This window comes from Anaerophaga thermohalophila str. Valhall, assembly GCF_000250735.1.
GTDB lineage: Bacteria > Bacteroidota > Bacteroidia > Bacteroidales > Marinilabiliaceae > Anaerophaga > Anaerophaga thermohalophila_A.
On record NZ_AHZV01000291.1, the window covers coordinates 1 to 17,629 of the forward strand.

A 17,629-nucleotide genomic window follows, 5' to 3' on the forward strand; every position below is an offset into this window, starting at 1 on the left:
AGCAGTGAAAATCTTTAAATATGAGTACCATTAGTACCTTATCTCTAATTTTGTTGTATTTTTTGGCAAAATATTTTTTAAAACTTTCTGTAGCTCTTTATTGGAAAGCATTACAGAAGGGAATATTTTTATTCAATTTTGAATGACCTGTTTGGTTCTGGCCTGTCCAGGTTAGGTTAATAATTTAAATAGTGTCTGACCATAAAGTACCATTTGTCTGTGTTACGTTTGCTGCCAAAATATTTATTTACGAAAAGTAAACTGCAATTTTGGCGGCTTCGCAAGCCTTGCAACCGGCACTTTCTGGGCAGACATGCATATTGTAAAATTTTTATGAGTGTTTATAAATTTTTGTAATACGCTGCAAAGCAATTGCTTGTGATTAAAGCGTGATGTTTGCTAAAGTGCATATTTTCAACGATATAAAAATCATCTTATATCTTGTATCTTGCATCTAAAAATCTAACGATCTAACGATCTATTGTATAGACACGCATTAAATAAATTGTATACCCATGAAAATAAATTCTTTATCGCGAGCAGGTATTATGGCTTCAACAGGGATACTCTGTTCCCTGGCCGTTTCATGTAGCAAAGCTGAAAAACAGGACGAAAGGCCTAATATTGTCTTCATTATGTCTGATGATCATGCCTATCAGGCCATTAGTGCCTACAGCAATAAGCTGATTGAAACACCGAATATTGACCGACTTGCAAGGGAAGGCATGCTTTTTACCAATGCATCGGTGACCAATTCTATTTGTGCGCCTTCAAGGGCCACTATTCTGACAGGTAAGCATACGCACATTCACGGGAAAATCGATAACATCTTTCCTTTTGATACCACTAATATAACATTTCCGCAAATCTTGCACGAGCAAGGTTATCAGACAGCCATGTTCGGCAAGCTTCATTTTGGGAACAATCCCAAAGGTTTTGACGAATTTAAGATTCTTCCGGGACAGGGAGATTACTACAATCCTGAATTTATCACCAATAATGGCGATACTACCATTCAGGGGTATGTGACCGATATTATTACTGATTTAACACTCGACTGGCTGGAGAACCGTCGGAGGGAAGAAGACCCGTTCATGTTGTTTTATCTGCACAAAGCTCCGCATCGTGAATGGTTTCCTGCCCCACGTCATTACAAAGAATTTACCAGGCGCACATTTCCCGAGCCCGAGACACTTTTCGATGACTATGAAGGAAGAGGGACTGCCGCACGCGAAGCTGAAATGAATCTGCTGAAACACATGACCATTTCTGCTGACAACAAAATTTATCCTGAGGTGGCAAAAGACCTGGGAATTGAAGAAATGAACGAATGGGGATTTAATGTTTTTAAAAGCAAATATGACCGTTTTACCGAAGCACAAAGAGAACAGTGGGATGCTGTGTATGGCCCCGTAAACGAGGAATTTAAGAAGATGTACCCAAGCATGAACGACTCTGCTTTCATGCGGTGGAAATATCAGCGGTATATGCAGGATTACCTGGCATGTATTGCTTCTGTCGACGAGAATGTGGGACGTGTGCTCGATTACCTCGATGAAAACGGTCTTAGTGAAAACACTATAGTGGTTTATACATCCGACCAGGGATTTTACCTGGGTGAGCATGGCTGGTTCGACAAGCGTTTTATTTACGAAGAATCGTTCAGAACACCATTGCTGATCAGGTGGCCAGAAAAAATAGAGCCTGGCTCTGCGACAGATGAAATGGTGCAAAACCTCGACTTCGCCCAGACATTCTTAGAAGCCGCCGGAATTGAGGCACCCGACGACATGCAGGGAGAAAGTCTCATGCCTTTACTGGAAGGAAACTTCGAAGAATGGGATCGCGATGCAGTATATTACCATTATTATGAATATCCCGGCTTCCACATGGTAAAGCGGCATTATGGTATTGTTACCAAAGATTATAAGCTGGCCCATTTTTATTACGACATTGATGAGTGGGAATTGTACGATCGCAGGAACGATCCCATGGAACTGAATAATGTCTATGACGATCCGGCTTATGAGCAGGTGGTAATAGAACTGAAAGAGAAACTTCAGGAACTCAGGGAGAAGTATAACGACTCAAAAGAGCTGGATCAGCATTTTATTCAAAAGTATAAGGATCGGGGTCTGATTAGTACTTGTCCGTGAGCTCACAAAGATTTTTACAATAAATGAGTAATTTTCGGACGAGCGTAACACAGTTAATGGCACTTAATGGACAGACACTCTTTAAAGATTAATACTGGATTTAATAGAATATGCTACGACTATCGAAAACTTTATTTATTGCTCTTGTCCTTCTGGACTGCACCGGGTCTGTCTCAGCTCAGGATATTTACAGCCAATACCAAAGAAAAGAGTATTTCCGGGATGGTGACACCTTGAAATACAGAATTCTTTATCCAAAAGACATGATACCGGACAAAAAGTATCCGCTGGTGCTGTTCTTGCACGGAGCTGGTGAAAGGGGACTTGATAATGAAAGGCAACTTATCCATGGAGCCGACTTGTTTGTTGATGAGAATGGGACTCCCACACAGGATGTCATCGTTATTTTTCCCCAGTGTCCGCCCGATATTATGTGGACCAACCGTGTTAAGAAACAAAACAGCGAAGGAATTTGGGAGTTTTGGTTCCCTCTGGGAGATTCTGCTCCCTGGCCTTCATTGTTGGTGAATCAGTTGGTTCAAGAGTTCACGGTTTCCGGTCAGGTAGATTCAAGACGGGCTTATATCATTGGGCTTTCAATGGGAGGGATAGGTGTTCTTGAGTTTCTTTATCGGTGGCCGGAAAAATATGCTGCAGCTATTTCTGTTTGTGGGGGGCATAACCCTGATCTGGTTCAAACCTATTGTCATGTGCCTGTATGGTTTTTTCATGGAGGAATGGATGATGTGGTACCATCGATTTATTCAAGACAGGTATATGATGTGTTGAAGAAATGCAATGTGGATACCCGGTACACATTTTATCCCTATGCCAATCATAACAGCTGGGATGCTGCCTTCAGCGAACCAGAATTGCTGAAGTGGTTGTTCTCTTTTGAAAAATAAAAATTGATTATTGATTTTCCTGGTTAAAGATATGTTTTTTGAAAAGGTTATCGCATTTTATGATAGAAAATGTTTATATTTGATAAAGTGTTTTTGATACACTTTGTTTGTCAGCAATCCGTTAAACCTTTACAATACGTAGCGACCCAATTGCTTGTGGTTAAAAGGTTGTATTTGTTAAAATGAAGTATATCAAGATTATATGAATCATTTTATTAGATGTTCATCAAATCTATCAAATTATAACCATGAAACGAGTCCCGATAAATCGGGACGAGTTCCCTGTCTGTCCTGCCTTCCGGCAGGCATTCGACCTTTTAAAAAACAAATTTTATACTATGAAAACCAAGCTCTTTTTTCTGAATGTATTTTTCCTGATATTATTCGCCTCGGTTTCGGCTCAGGAAAATGTATTTTCCCGCATCTCTGTTGATGGCAATAAGTTTGTTAATGAAACAGGCGAAACTGTTATTTTTAAGGGTTTGAATATTGCAGACCCCGACCGCCTTGTAAAAGAAGGGCAGTGGAAAGCCGATATTTTCAATGAGGTAGCCGCCTGGGGTGCCAATATTGTACGTTTGCCTGTGCACCCTGCTGCCTGGCGTGAAAGGGGGCAGGATGAATATCTGGAATTGCTGGATCAGGGTATTGAATGGGCCAAAGATGCCGGGTTGTATGTAATTATCGATTGGCATTCCATTGGTAATTTGCGCACCGGACTGTTTCAGCATAAGATGTACGATACTTCCATCCGCGAAACTTACCGTTTCTGGTACACCATTAGTCGAAGATATAAAGACGAACCTGCTGTTGCACTTTATGAAATATTCAATGAGCCTACCACTTACAATGGGGAACTGGGAACATTGACCTGGGAGCAGTGGAGCGATATTCTGGTGGACATTATTGCCGTGGTGCGTGCCAACAATCCGCATGCCGTACCTCTTGTTGCCGGATTCAACTGGGCCTATGATCTTACTCCCGTCATGAATGATCCGTTGCCGGTGGAAGGGATTGCTTATGTCAGTCACCCTTATCCACAGAAACGTGAACAGCCCTGGGTTCCCCAGTGGGAGCGTGATTTTGGTTTTGTGGCAGATAATTATCCGGTCATAGCAACCGAAGTGGGCTACATGTATCCCGATCAGAAAGGGGCTCATATCCCTTGCCTTGGAGATGAAGAGTACGGAGAAACATTAACCGATTATTTTTCTGAAAAAGGGATATCTTACGTCGTTTGGGTTTTCGACCCCGACTGGTCGCCTCAACTTATCAAAGACTGGGATTATACGCCAACCCGTGCAGGACAGTTTTTTAAGAAGGTAATGATGAGGTAGGAAATGTTATAAGTTTTAACACATTCTACAATTTTCCAGCTATCAACCGGTTGCATTCAAATGGCTCCTGAAGGTACTGTGTTTATTAGAGTTTGGTCATTTGTGTTTCCACCAAAAAATTTCCTAACTTTGTTGTTCTTTGGCTCTGGTTTGTGAATGAGCTAATAATCAATGCGTTGACTAACAATTATTAACTGCTTCCATCCTTGGAAAAAACAGGTTAACATGGCTCAGAAAAATTACGGGAACAACAAATCTAATCGGAAAACACCTGCACAGATTGATGCCGAAATGGGGAAGATGCCGCCTCAGGCCATTGAGCTGGAGGAGGCCGTTTTAGGGGCGTTGTTACTGGAGAAGGATGCATTTATAGCAGTTTCTGAACTGCTGAAACCCGAATGCTTCTATAAGGAAGCCCATCAGCATATTTTTCAGGCCATCTCAAATCTGTTTTTTCATGAGCAGCCAATTGATATCCTCACGGTTACCGAGGAGATAAAGAAGATGGACAAGATGGAGGAGGTTGGCGGTGCATTTTATATTTCGCAACTGACCAGCCGTGTAGCTTCGGCCGCTCATATTGAATATCATGCGCGCATTATATGGCAGAAGTATCTTCAGCGCGAGATGATACGTATTTCCAGCGATCTGCAAACCCGGTCTTACGATGAATCCATTGATGTAAATGATCTGCTGGACGAAGCGGAGAACAGCTTCTACCTCCTTTCGCAGGGGACAATGAAGAAGGAAGTGACCCAGATTGATCCGGTAATTCAGGAATCGATTGACCGGATTCGTGAAGCCGGCAAACGAAAAGACGGATTGAGCGGAGTTCCCTCGGGTTTTACCGCACTCGACCGGATTACATCGGGATGGCAGGCTTCTGATCTGGTTATCATTGCAGCACGTCCCGCCATGGGAAAGACTGCTTTTGTGTTGTCGATGGCACGGAATATGGCTGTTACGCATCAACAGCCTGTGGCTCTTTTTTTCACTTGAGATGTCCAATATTCAGCTGGTGAACCGTTTGATTGTTTCCGAAACGGAGATACCCGGTGAAAAAATTAAAAACGGGAATCTGGCACCTTTCGAATGGGAACAGCTTGATTCAAAAATACATGCGCTGATGGGTGCACCTATTTATGTGGATGACACCCCGGGTTTAACCATCTTTGAGTTGCGGGCAAAATGTCGCCGGTTAAAAAAACAACACGACATACAAGTTGTTATTATTGACTATCTGCAGCTGATGAGTGCTTCCGGTATGAACCCAGGCAGCCGCGAACAGGAGGTGAGTATGATTTCGCGTTCTTTAAAAGGGTTGGCCAAAGAACTCGATGTGCCAATTCTTGCATTGTCACAGTTGAATCGTGGCGTAGAGAGCCGCTCGGGACTCGAAGGGAAACGTCCGCAATTGGCCGACCTTCGTGAATCGGGAGCCATTGAACAGGATGCCGATATGGTGTTGTTTATTCACCGGCCGGAGTATTATGGTATGTTCCAGGATGCTGACGGATATTCGCTTGAAGGTATGGCCGAAATCATTATCGCAAAGCATCGTAACGGAGCAACCGGTGATGTACGCCTGCGTTTCCGTAAGGAACTGGCACGCTTCGAAGACCCGGAACTACAGGGATTACCCTCTGCCGGAACGGGATATGACACAGCTAATGCTGCCGGTTCGCCCATGACATTCAGCTCCAAAATGAACGAGGAAGAAGAGGAGGCAACAACAGGAAACAACAATTTATCAGGTGGTTTTGATTCTCCGCCACCTTCGGGCTTTGACAGAGAAGCGCCATTCTGAAGCATTTTTAAAGCCAATTCATCAGCTCTTTCAGGGAATTTATTTCTTTGAATACCTTTTCTTTATGAGGGGTCCCTTCCGGATTGAAAAATACATGATCGAGGCCGAATTCGCGCGCCCCTTTGATGTCGTTTTCAAGACTGTCACCAATTACCAGACTTTCAGTCTTTTTTGCATTAACACTTTTTATGGCATGTTCAAAAAAGCGGCGATGAGGTTTACTTGCCCCGATGTCTTCAGATATGAAAGTTTTTTCAAAATAGGGTGTTAAACCGCTGCGCTCCATTTTTGTGTGCTGTGCTTCTCTGAATCCGTTGGTAATAATATACAGGTGATATTTCTTTCTTTTCAGGTAGTCAAGAACTTCGAAAGTATGTGGGATAACATTGGTTTGAAGCGAATTACCATGTACGAAGTCGTCGGCAAATTTTTCGGCGATCTTCATATCATCCAGTCCTGCCTGCAGGAAAGTTTTGTAAAACCGACCTACCTTCACGTCTCTTTTGGGAATGCGCCCATATTGATAGTCATGCCACAATCCAAGGTTAACGGGCATATACTGTTCAAAAAAATCGTCAAAATCGCGGAAATACTTTCCAAGCTTGTATTGCTCAAAAAGTTGCCTGAGCGTAATAATCTGATTGGTATGGAAATCCCAGATGGTGTGATCAAGATCAAAAAAGAGATGTTTGTAGGCCATTGCAAAATTTGTTTAAAATGATCCGGCCCCTGCAGAAAAAAATTTCCGAGGGGCCGTGGTTTATATTGTATTCGGTTATCCGACACACATATTGTGAAAATTTTTGCAAGTTTATAGACACGCACTATTTAGTGTCTGTCCATAAGGTGCCATTTACTGCGTTACGCTCTTCCGAAAATTACTCATTTACGATGAGTAAACTCCGTATTTTCGGACTTCGCAAGCCTTGTAAATGACACTTTCTGAACAGACACATGATCAGAAACAACTTTAGCGTAATTTATAGACGGAAACTATTTAGCCTGAACAACAAGATATTTAGAAATACTCCAGAAACCTTCTTTGTCATCAATTACCAAAACCTGGTTCCCGTTTTCCTGTTCATTCAATTTGTATGAATCTTCAGGATGGGAGGTGAGAATTTTTACATTGGTTTGGAAAAGCTCAATACTGTCGGTGGTTCGGGTATCAATTTCGGCAAAGTAGGCTTTTTCAAAGTTGTCCTTCAACAATTGTGTTTTTCCAAAAAACAAAAATCCTTCATAATCGATGATGTCTTTTTCTTTCAGTTCGCTCCTTGTGCCAATGGCATAATAGCCTTTGTACATATCGTCTTTGGTTGCTTCAAGCTGTGCCCTGGTTTGTGCGTTGACCTCTTTAATGGAGTCAAGAGCTATCTCCATATCGGTCAGAGCATAGTTCATGTCATCAATCTCGGCATTCTTTTCTTTCAGCAGCTCGTTTAGTTCTTTTATCTCCTGATTTTTTTCCTGCAATTCTTGTTGCAAGCTTTCTACCAGTTTTTTCAGGCGGTTGGTTTCGATGCCCGAACGTTTCAGTTGCTGTTCCAGCGATTCAATTCGTTCTTTGTTTTGAACCATCAGATCATAGATCAGACGAATGTCTTCATTGATTTGCTCAGCAGCATCGCCTTCGGTTTCACCTTCCCTGGCTTTCAGGGCAATAATTTTTTCTTTTTCTTTGATTACCCTCAGGGTGGCCTCAATTTCACCAATCGTGTTCACCATCTGATTCATTTGGGTGTCTTTCAATGCAGCCATCTTTGCCAGCGAATCTTTTTGTTCTATTAACTCTTCCCGGCTGGGCCCTTGCTGACATTGCCAAAGCAGCGGCAAGGTCAGAACTATTAGCAATGTTTTCTTCATGGCGTTCATTAGATTATAGATTTTAGAGTAAATTTAAGATACTCATTTAAATTTAGCTATTTCGTTCCGCTTACAATCAAAACAATTTCTCCCTTTGGCGGGTGCGAGTTGTAGTGTTTTTCCAGTTCTTCAAGACCACCACGCCGGGTCTCTTCATGTATTTTACTAATCTCCCTGCAAACTGCCGCTTCTCTGTTATGGCCGAGTTTTTCTCCGAGTTGTTTCAGTGTTTTTACCAGCCGGTGCGGCGATTCGTAAAATATCATTGTCCTTGCTTCGTTGGCAAGTGACTCGAGTCGTGTTTGTCGCCCTTTTTTAACCGGGAGGAATCCTTCGAAACAAAACCGGTCGTTTGGTAATCCGGCTGTTACCAGAGCCGGCACGAAAGCTGTGGCACCGGGCAAACATTCCACCCCGATTCCGGCATCGATGCATTTTTTAACCACCAGATATCCGGGGTCTGATATGGCAGGTGTACCGGCATCGGAGATCAGGGCTGCTGTTTCACCATTTAACAAACGTTGTGTTACTTTTTCTGTGGCTGTGTGTTCGTTAAACTTATGATGGGCATACATCCTGGTTTCTATGCTGTAATATTTCAATAATTTGCCTGATATACGGGTGTCCTCTGCAAGAATAAAATCAACTTCTTTCAGGATTCGAACCGCCCTGAATGTTATGTCCTCCAGGTTACCGATGGGAGTAGGGACAACGAAAAGTTTTCCTGTTTTTGCGTTTGTTGGATTTTCACCCGGCATTTTTATTGTTTTGTGTATTTTTTGTAATCCATAGCTTTAGCGAATGATTACCTTGCTTTATGATTTTTTATAGAAACCTGCGTTCGACCAGTTCCATGAAACGAATAACAGCCTCGTTTTCGGAATCCCAGCTGAAATTGGCCAACAGGAAGTTCCTCGCATCATCGATGCCGTTCATCTGGTTAAGTTGATCGAGTGTCTGGTTCATCAGATCGCCATTTCCGCCAAACAATTCCCGCTGAAAAAAGAAGCGGTCGTTTATTCCCAGGGCTTTCCTGATATCACTGATGGGAGGTGATGTTAAAGAACGTTTTTTCTTGTTTTCGGGTTGTTTTCTGGCAATATGCTCATTAAAGGAAGCTTTGTTGGTCACCAGTTTTTCCCCTAATACTTTATTGTCTTTTTTTGTTCTTTCCCCGGATGAATAACGTTATCGTTCCTTTGTTGTTGTGTTTCGGGGCGGCTTTTTTCTGATTTATATAACGCTTTTTCGTTATGTTCTTTGTCTTGTGTCTGCCTCTTTTCAGCAGGTGCTGTATTTTTTTGCAGCTGTTCTTCTGTCACATTATCAGAAACAGGTTCTTTTGCCTTTTTTTCTTCCGGTGAAGAAGGTTGCGGCACAAATTTTTCAGATGTATTTAACTTTTCTGCATTCTTGTCTTCTGATGGTGCATCTGAAATTTCTTCTTTATTTGCCGAGTTGTTCGTCTTTGCGTTTGTTGTATTTTCTTCAACATCAAAATAATCCTGTTCCTTTTTTTCTGTATATTTGGATGAAGTTTTTGTTGTTTCCGAAGACGAACCGGCAATCTCTTCCAGCATCTCAATTTCTTCAAAAACACTGTTTAGTTTGTTTCGGGTAAGACGGTAGAATGCCTTTGAAACAGAGGTTTCCCCTTTAAATGATTTTACCAGTGTTTCAACTTCGTTCAGGTCATGAAGAATGATTTCTATAAGAGCATCTTTTTCCATAATAGCTTGAGGCCCATTTTTCGTTACATTTGCAAATGTAGTGATTGCAATGCTAAAATAAATTTTTCTTTTAATGTTTCTTGAAAACAAGGTTGATAAATCAGAAAAACGCGGATGGATAGAAGTTATTGCCGGTTCAATGTTTTCGGGTAAAACCGAGGAGTTGCTTCGACGGCTTCGGCGTGCGCGTATTGCCCGTCAGCGTGTCGAGATATTTAAACCTTTAATTGACAACCGGTATAGCGACGAAGAAGTGGTATCGCACGATGCTAATAGTATTCGTTCCACACCTGTCGAAAGTTCCGGTAATATTTTGTTCTTGAGCAGCGATGTAGACGTGGTGGGAATCGATGAAGCGCAATTCTTCGATAACGGCCTCACAAGCGTTTGCAACCAATTGGCCAATCAGGGCATCAGGGTAATTGTAGCGGGTCTTGATATGGACTTTAGGGGAAACCCTTTCGGGCCGATGCCTGCTTTATTGGCCAGCGCCGAATATGTAACAAAGGTTCATGCCATTTGTATGCATTGTGGCGATCTGGCTCAATATTCTTTACGCAAAACTTCCAGTGACAAGCTGGTGGAAGTGGGTGCCGACGAAGCTTATGAGGCTGTTTGCAGAGCTTGTTATCAAAAATATCTTAAGAAATGATTACATACTCCCCCCGGCAAATTGAGGAAGCATGTCAAGGCAGATTGTCGATGAACGTTGAATCCCGGATTTCAAGGTTGTTTATCGACAGCCGTTCTGTTTACGAAGCTTCCGAAGGCTTGTTTTTTGCATTGAAAGGAAGCAGGCACGACGGTCATCAATTCCTCCGCCAGCTTTTCGAGAGAGGAGTAAGTAATTTTGTTGTGGAAGAAGGAAAAATTCCTTCCGATCTGAAAGAACGCGCCAATTGGATTGAAGTCCCGGATGTGTTAAAAGCATTGCAGGATGTAGCGGCATACCACCGCCGGCAGTTTACAATTCCCGTGTTGGCTATTACCGGTAGCAACGGAAAGACCATCGTTAAAGAGTGGATTACGCAAATGACAGGCAACGATATTTTTGTGGCAAGGTCTCCACGCAGCTACAATAGTCAGGTTGGAGTTCCGCTTTCCCTCTGGCAGCTGAATGCTCAATCTGAAATTGGAATATTTGAGGCGGGCATTTCTCAACCTGGCGAGATGGAACGACTGGAGAATATCATTCGCCCCGGGATGGGATTGTTTACAACACTGGGACAGGCTCATCAGGAGAATTTTTCCTCGCTGGAAGAAAAGCTGAAGGAGAAACTGGTTCTGTTTAAGAATGTCGCCACTATCTTTTACGGTGCCGATCAGCCCTTGGTGGATGAGACCATCAGGCGATGTTATCCCGAAAAGCAATTGCTCTCATGGGGGCGGAGCGATGGCGTAACCCTTCAGTTATTAGAAGAAACCGACCTGGATGATCATAAAAAGTTGACACTGAAATATGGTGACACAACTTTTTTGTTTGGAAATACCTTTTACAGACAGAGTGAGTGTGGAAAAATATTCTTCCCGTCGCCCTGTTTCTTTTACACCGGGGATATTCTCCCGATGTTATCTCCGAAAGGGCAGCATCATTAATGCCTGTTGCCATGCGGCTCGAGCAAAAAGAAGGCATCAATCATAATCTTCTTATCAACGACACCTATAATGCCGATGTTACTTCACTTGAAATGGCTCTTGACTTCCTTGCACAGCAAAGCAGAAAAAAGGGAATCAGCAGAACTGTTATTCTCTCCGATCTCCTTCAAACAGGTTTGCCCGAGGATGAGCTTTATCCGCTTGTTGCCGGGCTGATAAATGAAAAGGGGATTGACCGGTTTATTGGTGTGGGGCCCGCATTGTTACGACATTCCGATTTGTTTGGAGGCGATGCCAGCTTTTTTGAAACAACAGGTGAATTGTTGAATGTCCTTCCGTCTTTTCATTTCAGTAGCGAGGCGATACTTGTAAAGGGTTCGCGACGGTTTTCGTTTGAACGCATCATTCAGTGGTTGGAACTGAAGCGTCATGCTACTGTTATGGAAATTAATCTGGATGCCCTGATACATAATTTGAACCAATACCGCCGTCTGTTGAATCGTGAAACCAGGGTTCTTGCAATGGTAAAAGCCTTTTCTTACGGAAGCGGTTCTTACGAGATTGCATCTGCCCTCCAACACCAGAACGTGGACTATCTGGGAGTAGCCTTTGCCGATGAGGGAATGGAACTGAGGAGAGCCGGAATTAGCATCCCGATAATTGTGATGAACCCTGAAGAAAAGAGCTTCGGACAAATGCTCGAATACAATCTGGAACCCGAGATATATAATTTCAGGGTTCTGGAAGCGTTTTATTCTGTTGCAGCGACAGAAGCAGGTCAGGTACCGGTGCATATTAAAATCGATACGGGGATGAATCGCATGGGATTCCTGGACAGTGAGATCGACGAACTTGTATCGCGACTTAAAAAAATGCCTTCCCTGAAAGTGAAATCGGTGTTTTCTCATCTGGCAGGAAGCGATGATGAAACTCATGATGCATTTACCTGGCGTCAGATTTCGTTGTTTAAACAGATATGCGGGAAAATCAAAATTGCGTTGAATACGGATTTCTGGATGCACATTCTTAACAGTGGCGGCATAGAGCGTTTCCCCAAAGCGCAGTTCGATATGGTACGACTCGGGATAGGACTCTATGGCTTTGGCGCAGGAGAGATTGAAGATTTGCAAAATGTAGTGACTTTGAAATCATATATTTCCCAGATAAAACCTGTGGCTGCCTATGATACAATAGGTTATAACCGGGCAGGGTCACTGATGCGCGACGGGAGGATCGGAATTGTTCCCGTTGGTTATGCCGACGGGTTGAACCGCCATTTGAGTAACCGGCGCGGAAAAATGATGGTCAATGGCAGACTGGCTTCTATTGTGGGAAACATCTGTATGGATATGTGTATGATCGATCTTACCGATATAAATGCCGAAGAGGGAGATGAAGTTATCGTGTTTGGCGATGATTATCCGCTTACCAATCTTGCGCGTCAGCTGGATACGATCCCTTATGAAATTCTGACAAGTATTTCACGGCGTGTAGCGAGAGTCTATTACAGGGAATAACCTTGCCATTGTTTGTCCTGGTTTTCAAACAACAATAGTCAGGTAAAAACTCTAACCTGGAAAAGCCAGAACCAAACAAATTTATACATTATCTGTCGCAGCTCCGCAGCTTTTTGTTTTTTTACATAATTCTACCGTTCTGTCGCCGCTCTGCGGCTATTAGCTGCTGATATAGGGTTAAAAATACTAAAACCGCGGAGCGGTGACAGAGCATTAATATCAATTATCAATGACCAATTATCAATGACCAATTATCAATGATCAATAATGACCAATGACCTAATCTGGACAAGCCAGAAACAAAGAGGTCATTCAAAAATGAATAAAAATATTCTCTTCTGTAATACTTGCCAATAAAGAGCTACAGAAAGTTTTAAAAAATATTTTGCCAAAAAATACAACAAAATTAGAGATAAGGTACTAACAATCTAACAATCTAACATCTAATAATCTAACCATCTATTAAATCAGCCCAATCTTGATATTCTTTCCAGTTTTTGTTCATCGAGAATACGAATAATGCGGCCATCAACCGTCAGTAATTTTTCTTTTGCAAAGGCTGTCAGGGTTCGGATGGCATTTGATGCCGTCATATTCGAAAAGTTGGCCAGATCTTCGCGCGACAAATAGATGCTTAACGTGCAATTGTCTTCTTCGTAGCCGTATATATCGCGCAAAACAAGAAGGCTTTCGGCCAGGCGGCCACGAATGTGTTTTTGTGTAAGAGAGACGGTTCGGAACCTGGCAAATCCAAGTTCTGTGGCAAACGATTTGATAATGTTCATGCACAGGTCGTTGTTCGATTTCATCAGCTTCATGATAACATCTTTTGCCACATGAAAGATCACGCAGGGCTCAAAAACCACGGCCGATGCAATGTGACGTTCGTCTGCAAAAAGGGCACGGTAACCGATAAATCCAGGTCCGCTGGCCATCCTGACTATCTGTTCGCGTCCCATCATGCCTTCCTTGTAAATTTTGACCTTACCGGAACCAATGCAGAGCAAACCTGTAGGCCGCTCTCCTTCCTGGTAGATGATCTGGTTTTTTCGGTATTTGATGGTTGTATGGTTGGCCAATAGATATTCCTGCTCTTCCGGTGTTAAGACATCATATAGTTGAGGTATGTCTTTGATGGTAGGTTCGCGAAGTGTCCCTTTTTTTGTCCCCATTTTCCCGTTTATGTTCTATAACAATGTTGTAAAACATACAAAGTTATAAAAAACAGTGATTGTTAAAGGTTAAAAATTGATAATGATTAAGTCTGCTCTATAAGAAGCATTTATGACTTAAAAAGCAAATCATCAGCACCATGAGATTTGTCTTGTATCTTAAATCTAAAAATCTGACTTTCTGTTGAGTAACGGATTCATCTAAAAGTTGACCGCCAACCATGCCAGAAGTCCGGTGGCAGTTTCCATGGCTTCTTCGTTGAGGTTAAATTGCGGAGTATGCAAAGCACCTGTTTTCCCTGTTCTCTGTTTTACACCAAAGCGGTAAAAAACCGAAGGGAATTGATGCGTGTAATAGCCGAAATCTTCGGCCGTCATGCGTATGTCCATATCTTTAACACTTTCTTCATCGAGAAAATTTTTGGCCAGTGAAATTGCCTTTTTTGTGGATTCTTCGTGGTTATGCACCACCGGATAGCCGTGCTTGATGTCCACCGCGCAATGAGCTCCCATTGAGGTGGCGGTTCCTTCTGCAATTTTTCTTATGAGTTCCTGAATTTTTTCTCTCCATGTTTCGTTCATGGTACGTAAAGTGCCGGCAATCTCAACTTTTTCGGGAATAATATTGGTTGCTCCCAAACCTTCAATACGGCCAAAGGAAAGCACTGTTGGAATATTGGCCGGTACCATGCGCGATACTATTTGCTGCAGGGCCACGATAATGTGGGAGGCGATTAAGATGGTATCGTTAAGTGTATGTGGCAAAGCTGCATGTCCGCCCTGTCCGTGAACGGTAAGATAGACTTCATCGCCCGAAGCCATGTACATGCCCGGTTTAAAACCCACATGCCCGGCCGGCATATCCGGCAATACATGTTGCCCAATGACAAGCCCGGGCCTGGGATGATCAAGGGCACCCTCTTTAAGCAACAAGCTGGCACCGCCCGGGAATTTTTCCTCTCCCGGCTGAAATATCAGTAAAACGGTTCCATCCCACTTTTCTTTCAGATGATTTAAAATATGCGCAACACCAAGTAAAACGGCACTGTGAGCATCGTGTCCGCAGGCATGCATGATGCCTTTGTTAGCCGAAGCAAAAGGGAGGCCGGTTTCTTCCTGAATGGGGAGGGCATCCATATCGGCCCTTAGTGCAATTACTTTGCCCTCACTTTTCCCTTTTAAGGTAGCTATGATTCCTGTTCCCGCAACTTTGTCGCGGAAAGGAATACCCATTTCTTTTAACCGGGAGGCTATATATGCTGATGTATTAAACTCTTCGAACGACAATTCGGGGTGCTGATGAAGGTATCGTCTGTCTTTGATGATTTGTTCAAGATGTTTTTTTGTCAGTTCTTTGATTCGATTTTTTATCTCTTCCATGTCTGTTGTATTCATATATGAGCCCGATCTAAAAAGCATCTTTGTTGCCAAACTCTGTGTTGTTTTAAATTTTTGCATCGTCATTAACAACGAGTTAACTCCGGTACAAAAATTTAAAACGCCTTGATTTTAACAAAAGTATGCTTTTTATACCGCACTCATTCATATATCTTTGTCAACACTGGCGTATATCTTTGAATATATCTTTGAAGCGACGCCGGTATTAAAAAACTGGCCCATGGATTTGTTCCGTCAGGGCGAAAAGCAAAGATAGTGCTTTATGTGAGGAAGTAAAAGTGCCTGACTCATGGTTAAGCAAGAAAACTAAAATCCTTGCGGAAATCAGGTTGTATTGAAATATTTCACTTTAAGACGGAAGATTCTGGCATGATTTTAGAAAAATATGGAGAAATAAAAATATTGTTAGCTTTGTAGATAATCATTGAGTCTGACTCTTAAAGCGAGTCCCGAAAAATCGGGACGAGTTCCATCAGGCCAATAACTTAAGTAAATTATATACTAATGAAACGAGCATGACAAGGTTTGTCACAAGAGAACATGTATAAACTCCAATCATGCGAGTTCCATCAGACCAATAACTTAGACTAATTTTATACTGATGAATATGAAAATGAATAAGCTTTTTTTGATTTTGATGCTGGGGACTTTGGGTGTTACAGCCTTTGGCCAGCCATCCAAACCAAATGCTGAATTTGAAGAGAAGATTTTTGATTTTGGAGAAATAAAGGAAGACAAGGGCAAGGTGACCCATACATTTAACTTTAAAAATACAGGGGAACAGCCTCTGATTGTTCATAACGTAAGGGCTTCCTGTGGTTGTACAAGTCCTGACTGGACACGTCAACCGGTGCAGCCGGGAAAATCGGGCTACGTTAAGGTAACTTTCGATCCGCGCAATCGTCCAGGAAACTTTAACAAATCGATAATAGTTTACACGAACGGGGAGGCGTCAACCATCGTTCTGAGAATAACCGGAAAGGTACTTCCCCGGGAAAAAACCATTGAGGATATATATCCACGGGCAATTGGGCCTGTCCGTTTAAAAACAGCTCATTTGTCCTTTACACGCATAGCTCCCGAAGAAGTAAAAACCGAAGAGCTGGAAATGATCAATACATCTGACAGTCCTGTGAAAATTGAGTTCGAGCGGGTACCTGAACATTTAAAGATCAGAATGGAGCCGGAAACACTTGAACCTGATCAGAAGGGTAAAATTGTTGCTACTTACGATGCTGAGGTTAAAGACGATTGGGGATTTGTTGTCGACCAGGTTTATCTGAAGATGAACGGGGAATCTAATCATAGAAACAGATTAAGTGTTAGTGCAACCATTGAAGAAGATTATTCTAAATGGTCGGAAGAACAAATGGCCAATGCACCAGTTATTGAGATAGACGACAGAGTTTTCGATTTTGGCGAGATAAAGCAGGGTGAAAAAGTTTCGCATGCTTTTATTGTCACCAACAAGGGGAAATCGAATCTTATTCTTCGTAAAATCAGAGCTTCATGTGGTTGTACCGCCATCCAGCCTGACAAAACTGTTATTAGCCCGGGCGAAAGTACCAAAATTGTGGCACAATTCAATTCGAGAGGGATGAGTGGGCGTCAAAACAAATCCGTAACGGTTTACTCAAACGATCCAAAGCGAAGTACATTGTTGTTGAGATTGAGCGGAACGGTTGTTAGGTAGTTTTGTTGCGCAGATGCGTGGAGTTGAATACAATTTTTATTTTATTTGGATGATGAAACGAGTCCCGAAAAATCGGGAAGTGTTCCATTACCCCTTAAAATTAAATTTGAGACGAGCATGGGAAAGATTGCCATAGTAGATCATTAGATTTTTAGATATAAGTAATCAACAGGCAGAAGTTTGACAGGCAGAAGCACGGGAATAGTGTATAGAGCATTGGGCAAGGAGTAAAGGTAAGAGGGTAAAAGGGCAGGATGGTAGCATGAAGCACAGGGCATGGAGCATAGATTGTTAGACTGTTAGAGGATGTGATAAAACATATAACACTCTAACAACATTAACAACTTAACAATTGAAAGTTTTGCATGCGAGTTTGATTAGGCCAATAACTTAAGTAAATTTTATACTGATGAAACGAGCATGACAGGGTTTGTCACTAAAGAACATGTATA

Annotated in this window: 16 protein-coding genes; 9 read left to right on the top strand and 7 right to left on the bottom strand. The window is 42.4% G+C overall.

Annotation, left to right across the window (positions count from 1 at the left end):
* Positions 1 to 515 precede the first annotated feature (515 nt).
* The 5 genes from OQ5_RS0115030 to OQ5_RS24875 all read left to right on the top strand — a co-directional run bounded on the left by OQ5_RS0115030 (position 516) and on the right by OQ5_RS24875 (position 6,205).
* Positions 516 to 2,156, top strand: coding sequence for a sulfatase family protein (locus OQ5_RS0115030; RefSeq protein ID WP_016778270.1), 1,641 nt, complete (start codon positions 516 to 518; stop codon positions 2,154 to 2,156).
* A 110-nt stretch (positions 2,157 to 2,266) separates the two neighbouring features.
* A complete protein-coding gene (locus tag OQ5_RS0115035) occupies positions 2,267 to 3,061 on the top strand; it encodes an alpha/beta hydrolase-fold protein (protein WP_016778271.1) in 795 nt (264 codons plus the stop codon).
* 338 nt (positions 3,062 to 3,399) lie between these two features.
* Positions 3,400 to 4,398: a glycoside hydrolase family 5 protein gene (locus OQ5_RS0115040; RefSeq protein ID WP_016778272.1), complete on the top strand. Its 999-nt coding sequence runs from the start codon at positions 3,400 to 3,402 to the stop codon at positions 4,396 to 4,398.
* A 225-nt stretch (positions 4,399 to 4,623) separates the two neighbouring features.
* Positions 4,624 to 5,397 carry a replicative DNA helicase gene (locus tag OQ5_RS24870; protein ID WP_016778273.1) on the top strand — a complete coding sequence of 258 codons (774 nt, stop codon included), beginning with the start codon at positions 4,624 to 4,626 and terminating at the stop codon, positions 5,395 to 5,397.
* A gap of 19 nt (positions 5,398 to 5,416) precedes the next feature.
* Entirely contained in the window at positions 5,417 to 6,205 is a 789-nt protein-coding gene (locus OQ5_RS24875) for a DnaB-like helicase C-terminal domain-containing protein (RefSeq protein ID WP_255297572.1), read from the top strand.
* Positions 6,206 to 6,212: 7 nt separating this feature from the next.
* Here OQ5_RS24875 and OQ5_RS0115050 read toward each other — a convergent pair whose 3' ends face one another.
* The 5 genes from OQ5_RS0115050 to OQ5_RS0115070 all read right to left on the bottom strand — a co-directional run bounded on the left by OQ5_RS0115050 (position 6,213) and on the right by OQ5_RS0115070 (position 9,801).
* Positions 6,213 to 6,905, bottom strand: a complete 693-nt coding sequence (locus tag OQ5_RS0115050; RefSeq protein ID WP_016778275.1) for a YjjG family noncanonical pyrimidine nucleotidase — start codon at positions 6,903 to 6,905, stop codon at positions 6,213 to 6,215.
* Between the two features lie 293 nt (positions 6,906 to 7,198).
* Positions 7,199 to 8,080 (bottom strand): hypothetical protein, encoded by an 882-nt coding sequence (locus OQ5_RS0115055; protein WP_016778276.1) that lies wholly within the window; start codon positions 8,078 to 8,080, stop codon positions 7,199 to 7,201.
* 47 nt (positions 8,081 to 8,127) lie between these two features.
* Positions 8,128 to 8,829: a 16S rRNA (cytidine(1402)-2'-O)-methyltransferase gene (gene rsmI, locus OQ5_RS0115060; RefSeq protein WP_016778277.1), complete on the bottom strand. Its 702-nt coding sequence runs from the start codon at positions 8,827 to 8,829 to the stop codon at positions 8,128 to 8,130.
* A gap of 67 nt (positions 8,830 to 8,896) precedes the next feature.
* Complete coding sequence (locus OQ5_RS21295) at positions 8,897 to 9,202, bottom strand: hypothetical protein (protein WP_016778278.1); 306 nt, start codon at positions 9,200 to 9,202, stop codon at positions 8,897 to 8,899.
* Positions 9,203 to 9,213: 11 nt separating this feature from the next.
* A complete protein-coding gene (locus OQ5_RS0115070; protein ID WP_016778279.1) occupies positions 9,214 to 9,801 on the bottom strand; it encodes a hypothetical protein in 588 nt (195 codons plus the stop codon).
* A 73-nt stretch (positions 9,802 to 9,874) separates the two neighbouring features.
* Between OQ5_RS0115070 and OQ5_RS0115075 the strand changes: the two genes are divergently transcribed.
* From OQ5_RS0115075 to alr, 3 genes are read left to right on the top strand one after another with little or no spacing between them, the layout of a single operon-like run.
* Positions 9,875 to 10,453, top strand: coding sequence for a thymidine kinase (locus tag OQ5_RS0115075; protein WP_016778280.1), 579 nt, complete (start codon positions 9,875 to 9,877; stop codon positions 10,451 to 10,453).
* The gene (locus OQ5_RS24880; RefSeq protein WP_255297573.1) at positions 10,450 to 11,397 is read left to right on the top strand and encodes a Mur ligase family protein; all 948 of its coding nucleotides are present in this window, start codon (positions 10,450 to 10,452) and stop codon (positions 11,395 to 11,397) included. Before OQ5_RS0115075 ends, OQ5_RS24880 begins: the two co-directional genes overlap by 4 nt.
* Positions 11,310 to 12,914 carry an alanine racemase gene (alr, locus tag OQ5_RS21300; protein ID WP_255297574.1) on the top strand — a complete coding sequence of 535 codons (1,605 nt, stop codon included), beginning with the start codon at positions 11,310 to 11,312 and terminating at the stop codon, positions 12,912 to 12,914. Before OQ5_RS24880 ends, alr begins: the two co-directional genes overlap by 88 nt.
* Positions 12,915 to 13,381: 467 nt before the next feature.
* Here the strand turns inward: alr and OQ5_RS0115085 are convergent, their stop codons facing one another.
* On the bottom strand, positions 13,382 to 14,086 hold the full coding sequence (locus OQ5_RS0115085) for a Crp/Fnr family transcriptional regulator (RefSeq protein ID WP_016778282.1): 705 nt from the start codon (positions 14,084 to 14,086) through the stop codon (positions 13,382 to 13,384).
* A 201-nt stretch (positions 14,087 to 14,287) separates the two neighbouring features.
* On the bottom strand, positions 14,288 to 15,481 hold the full coding sequence (locus tag OQ5_RS0115090; protein WP_026055323.1) for a M20 metallopeptidase family protein: 1,194 nt from the start codon (positions 15,479 to 15,481) through the stop codon (positions 14,288 to 14,290).
* Positions 15,482 to 16,085: 604 nt separating this feature from the next.
* Here OQ5_RS0115090 and OQ5_RS0115095 point away from each other — a divergent pair.
* Entirely contained in the window at positions 16,086 to 17,177 is a 1,092-nt protein-coding gene (locus tag OQ5_RS0115095) for a DUF1573 domain-containing protein (protein WP_016778284.1), read from the top strand.
* Positions 17,178 to 17,629: the final 452 nt, after the last annotated feature.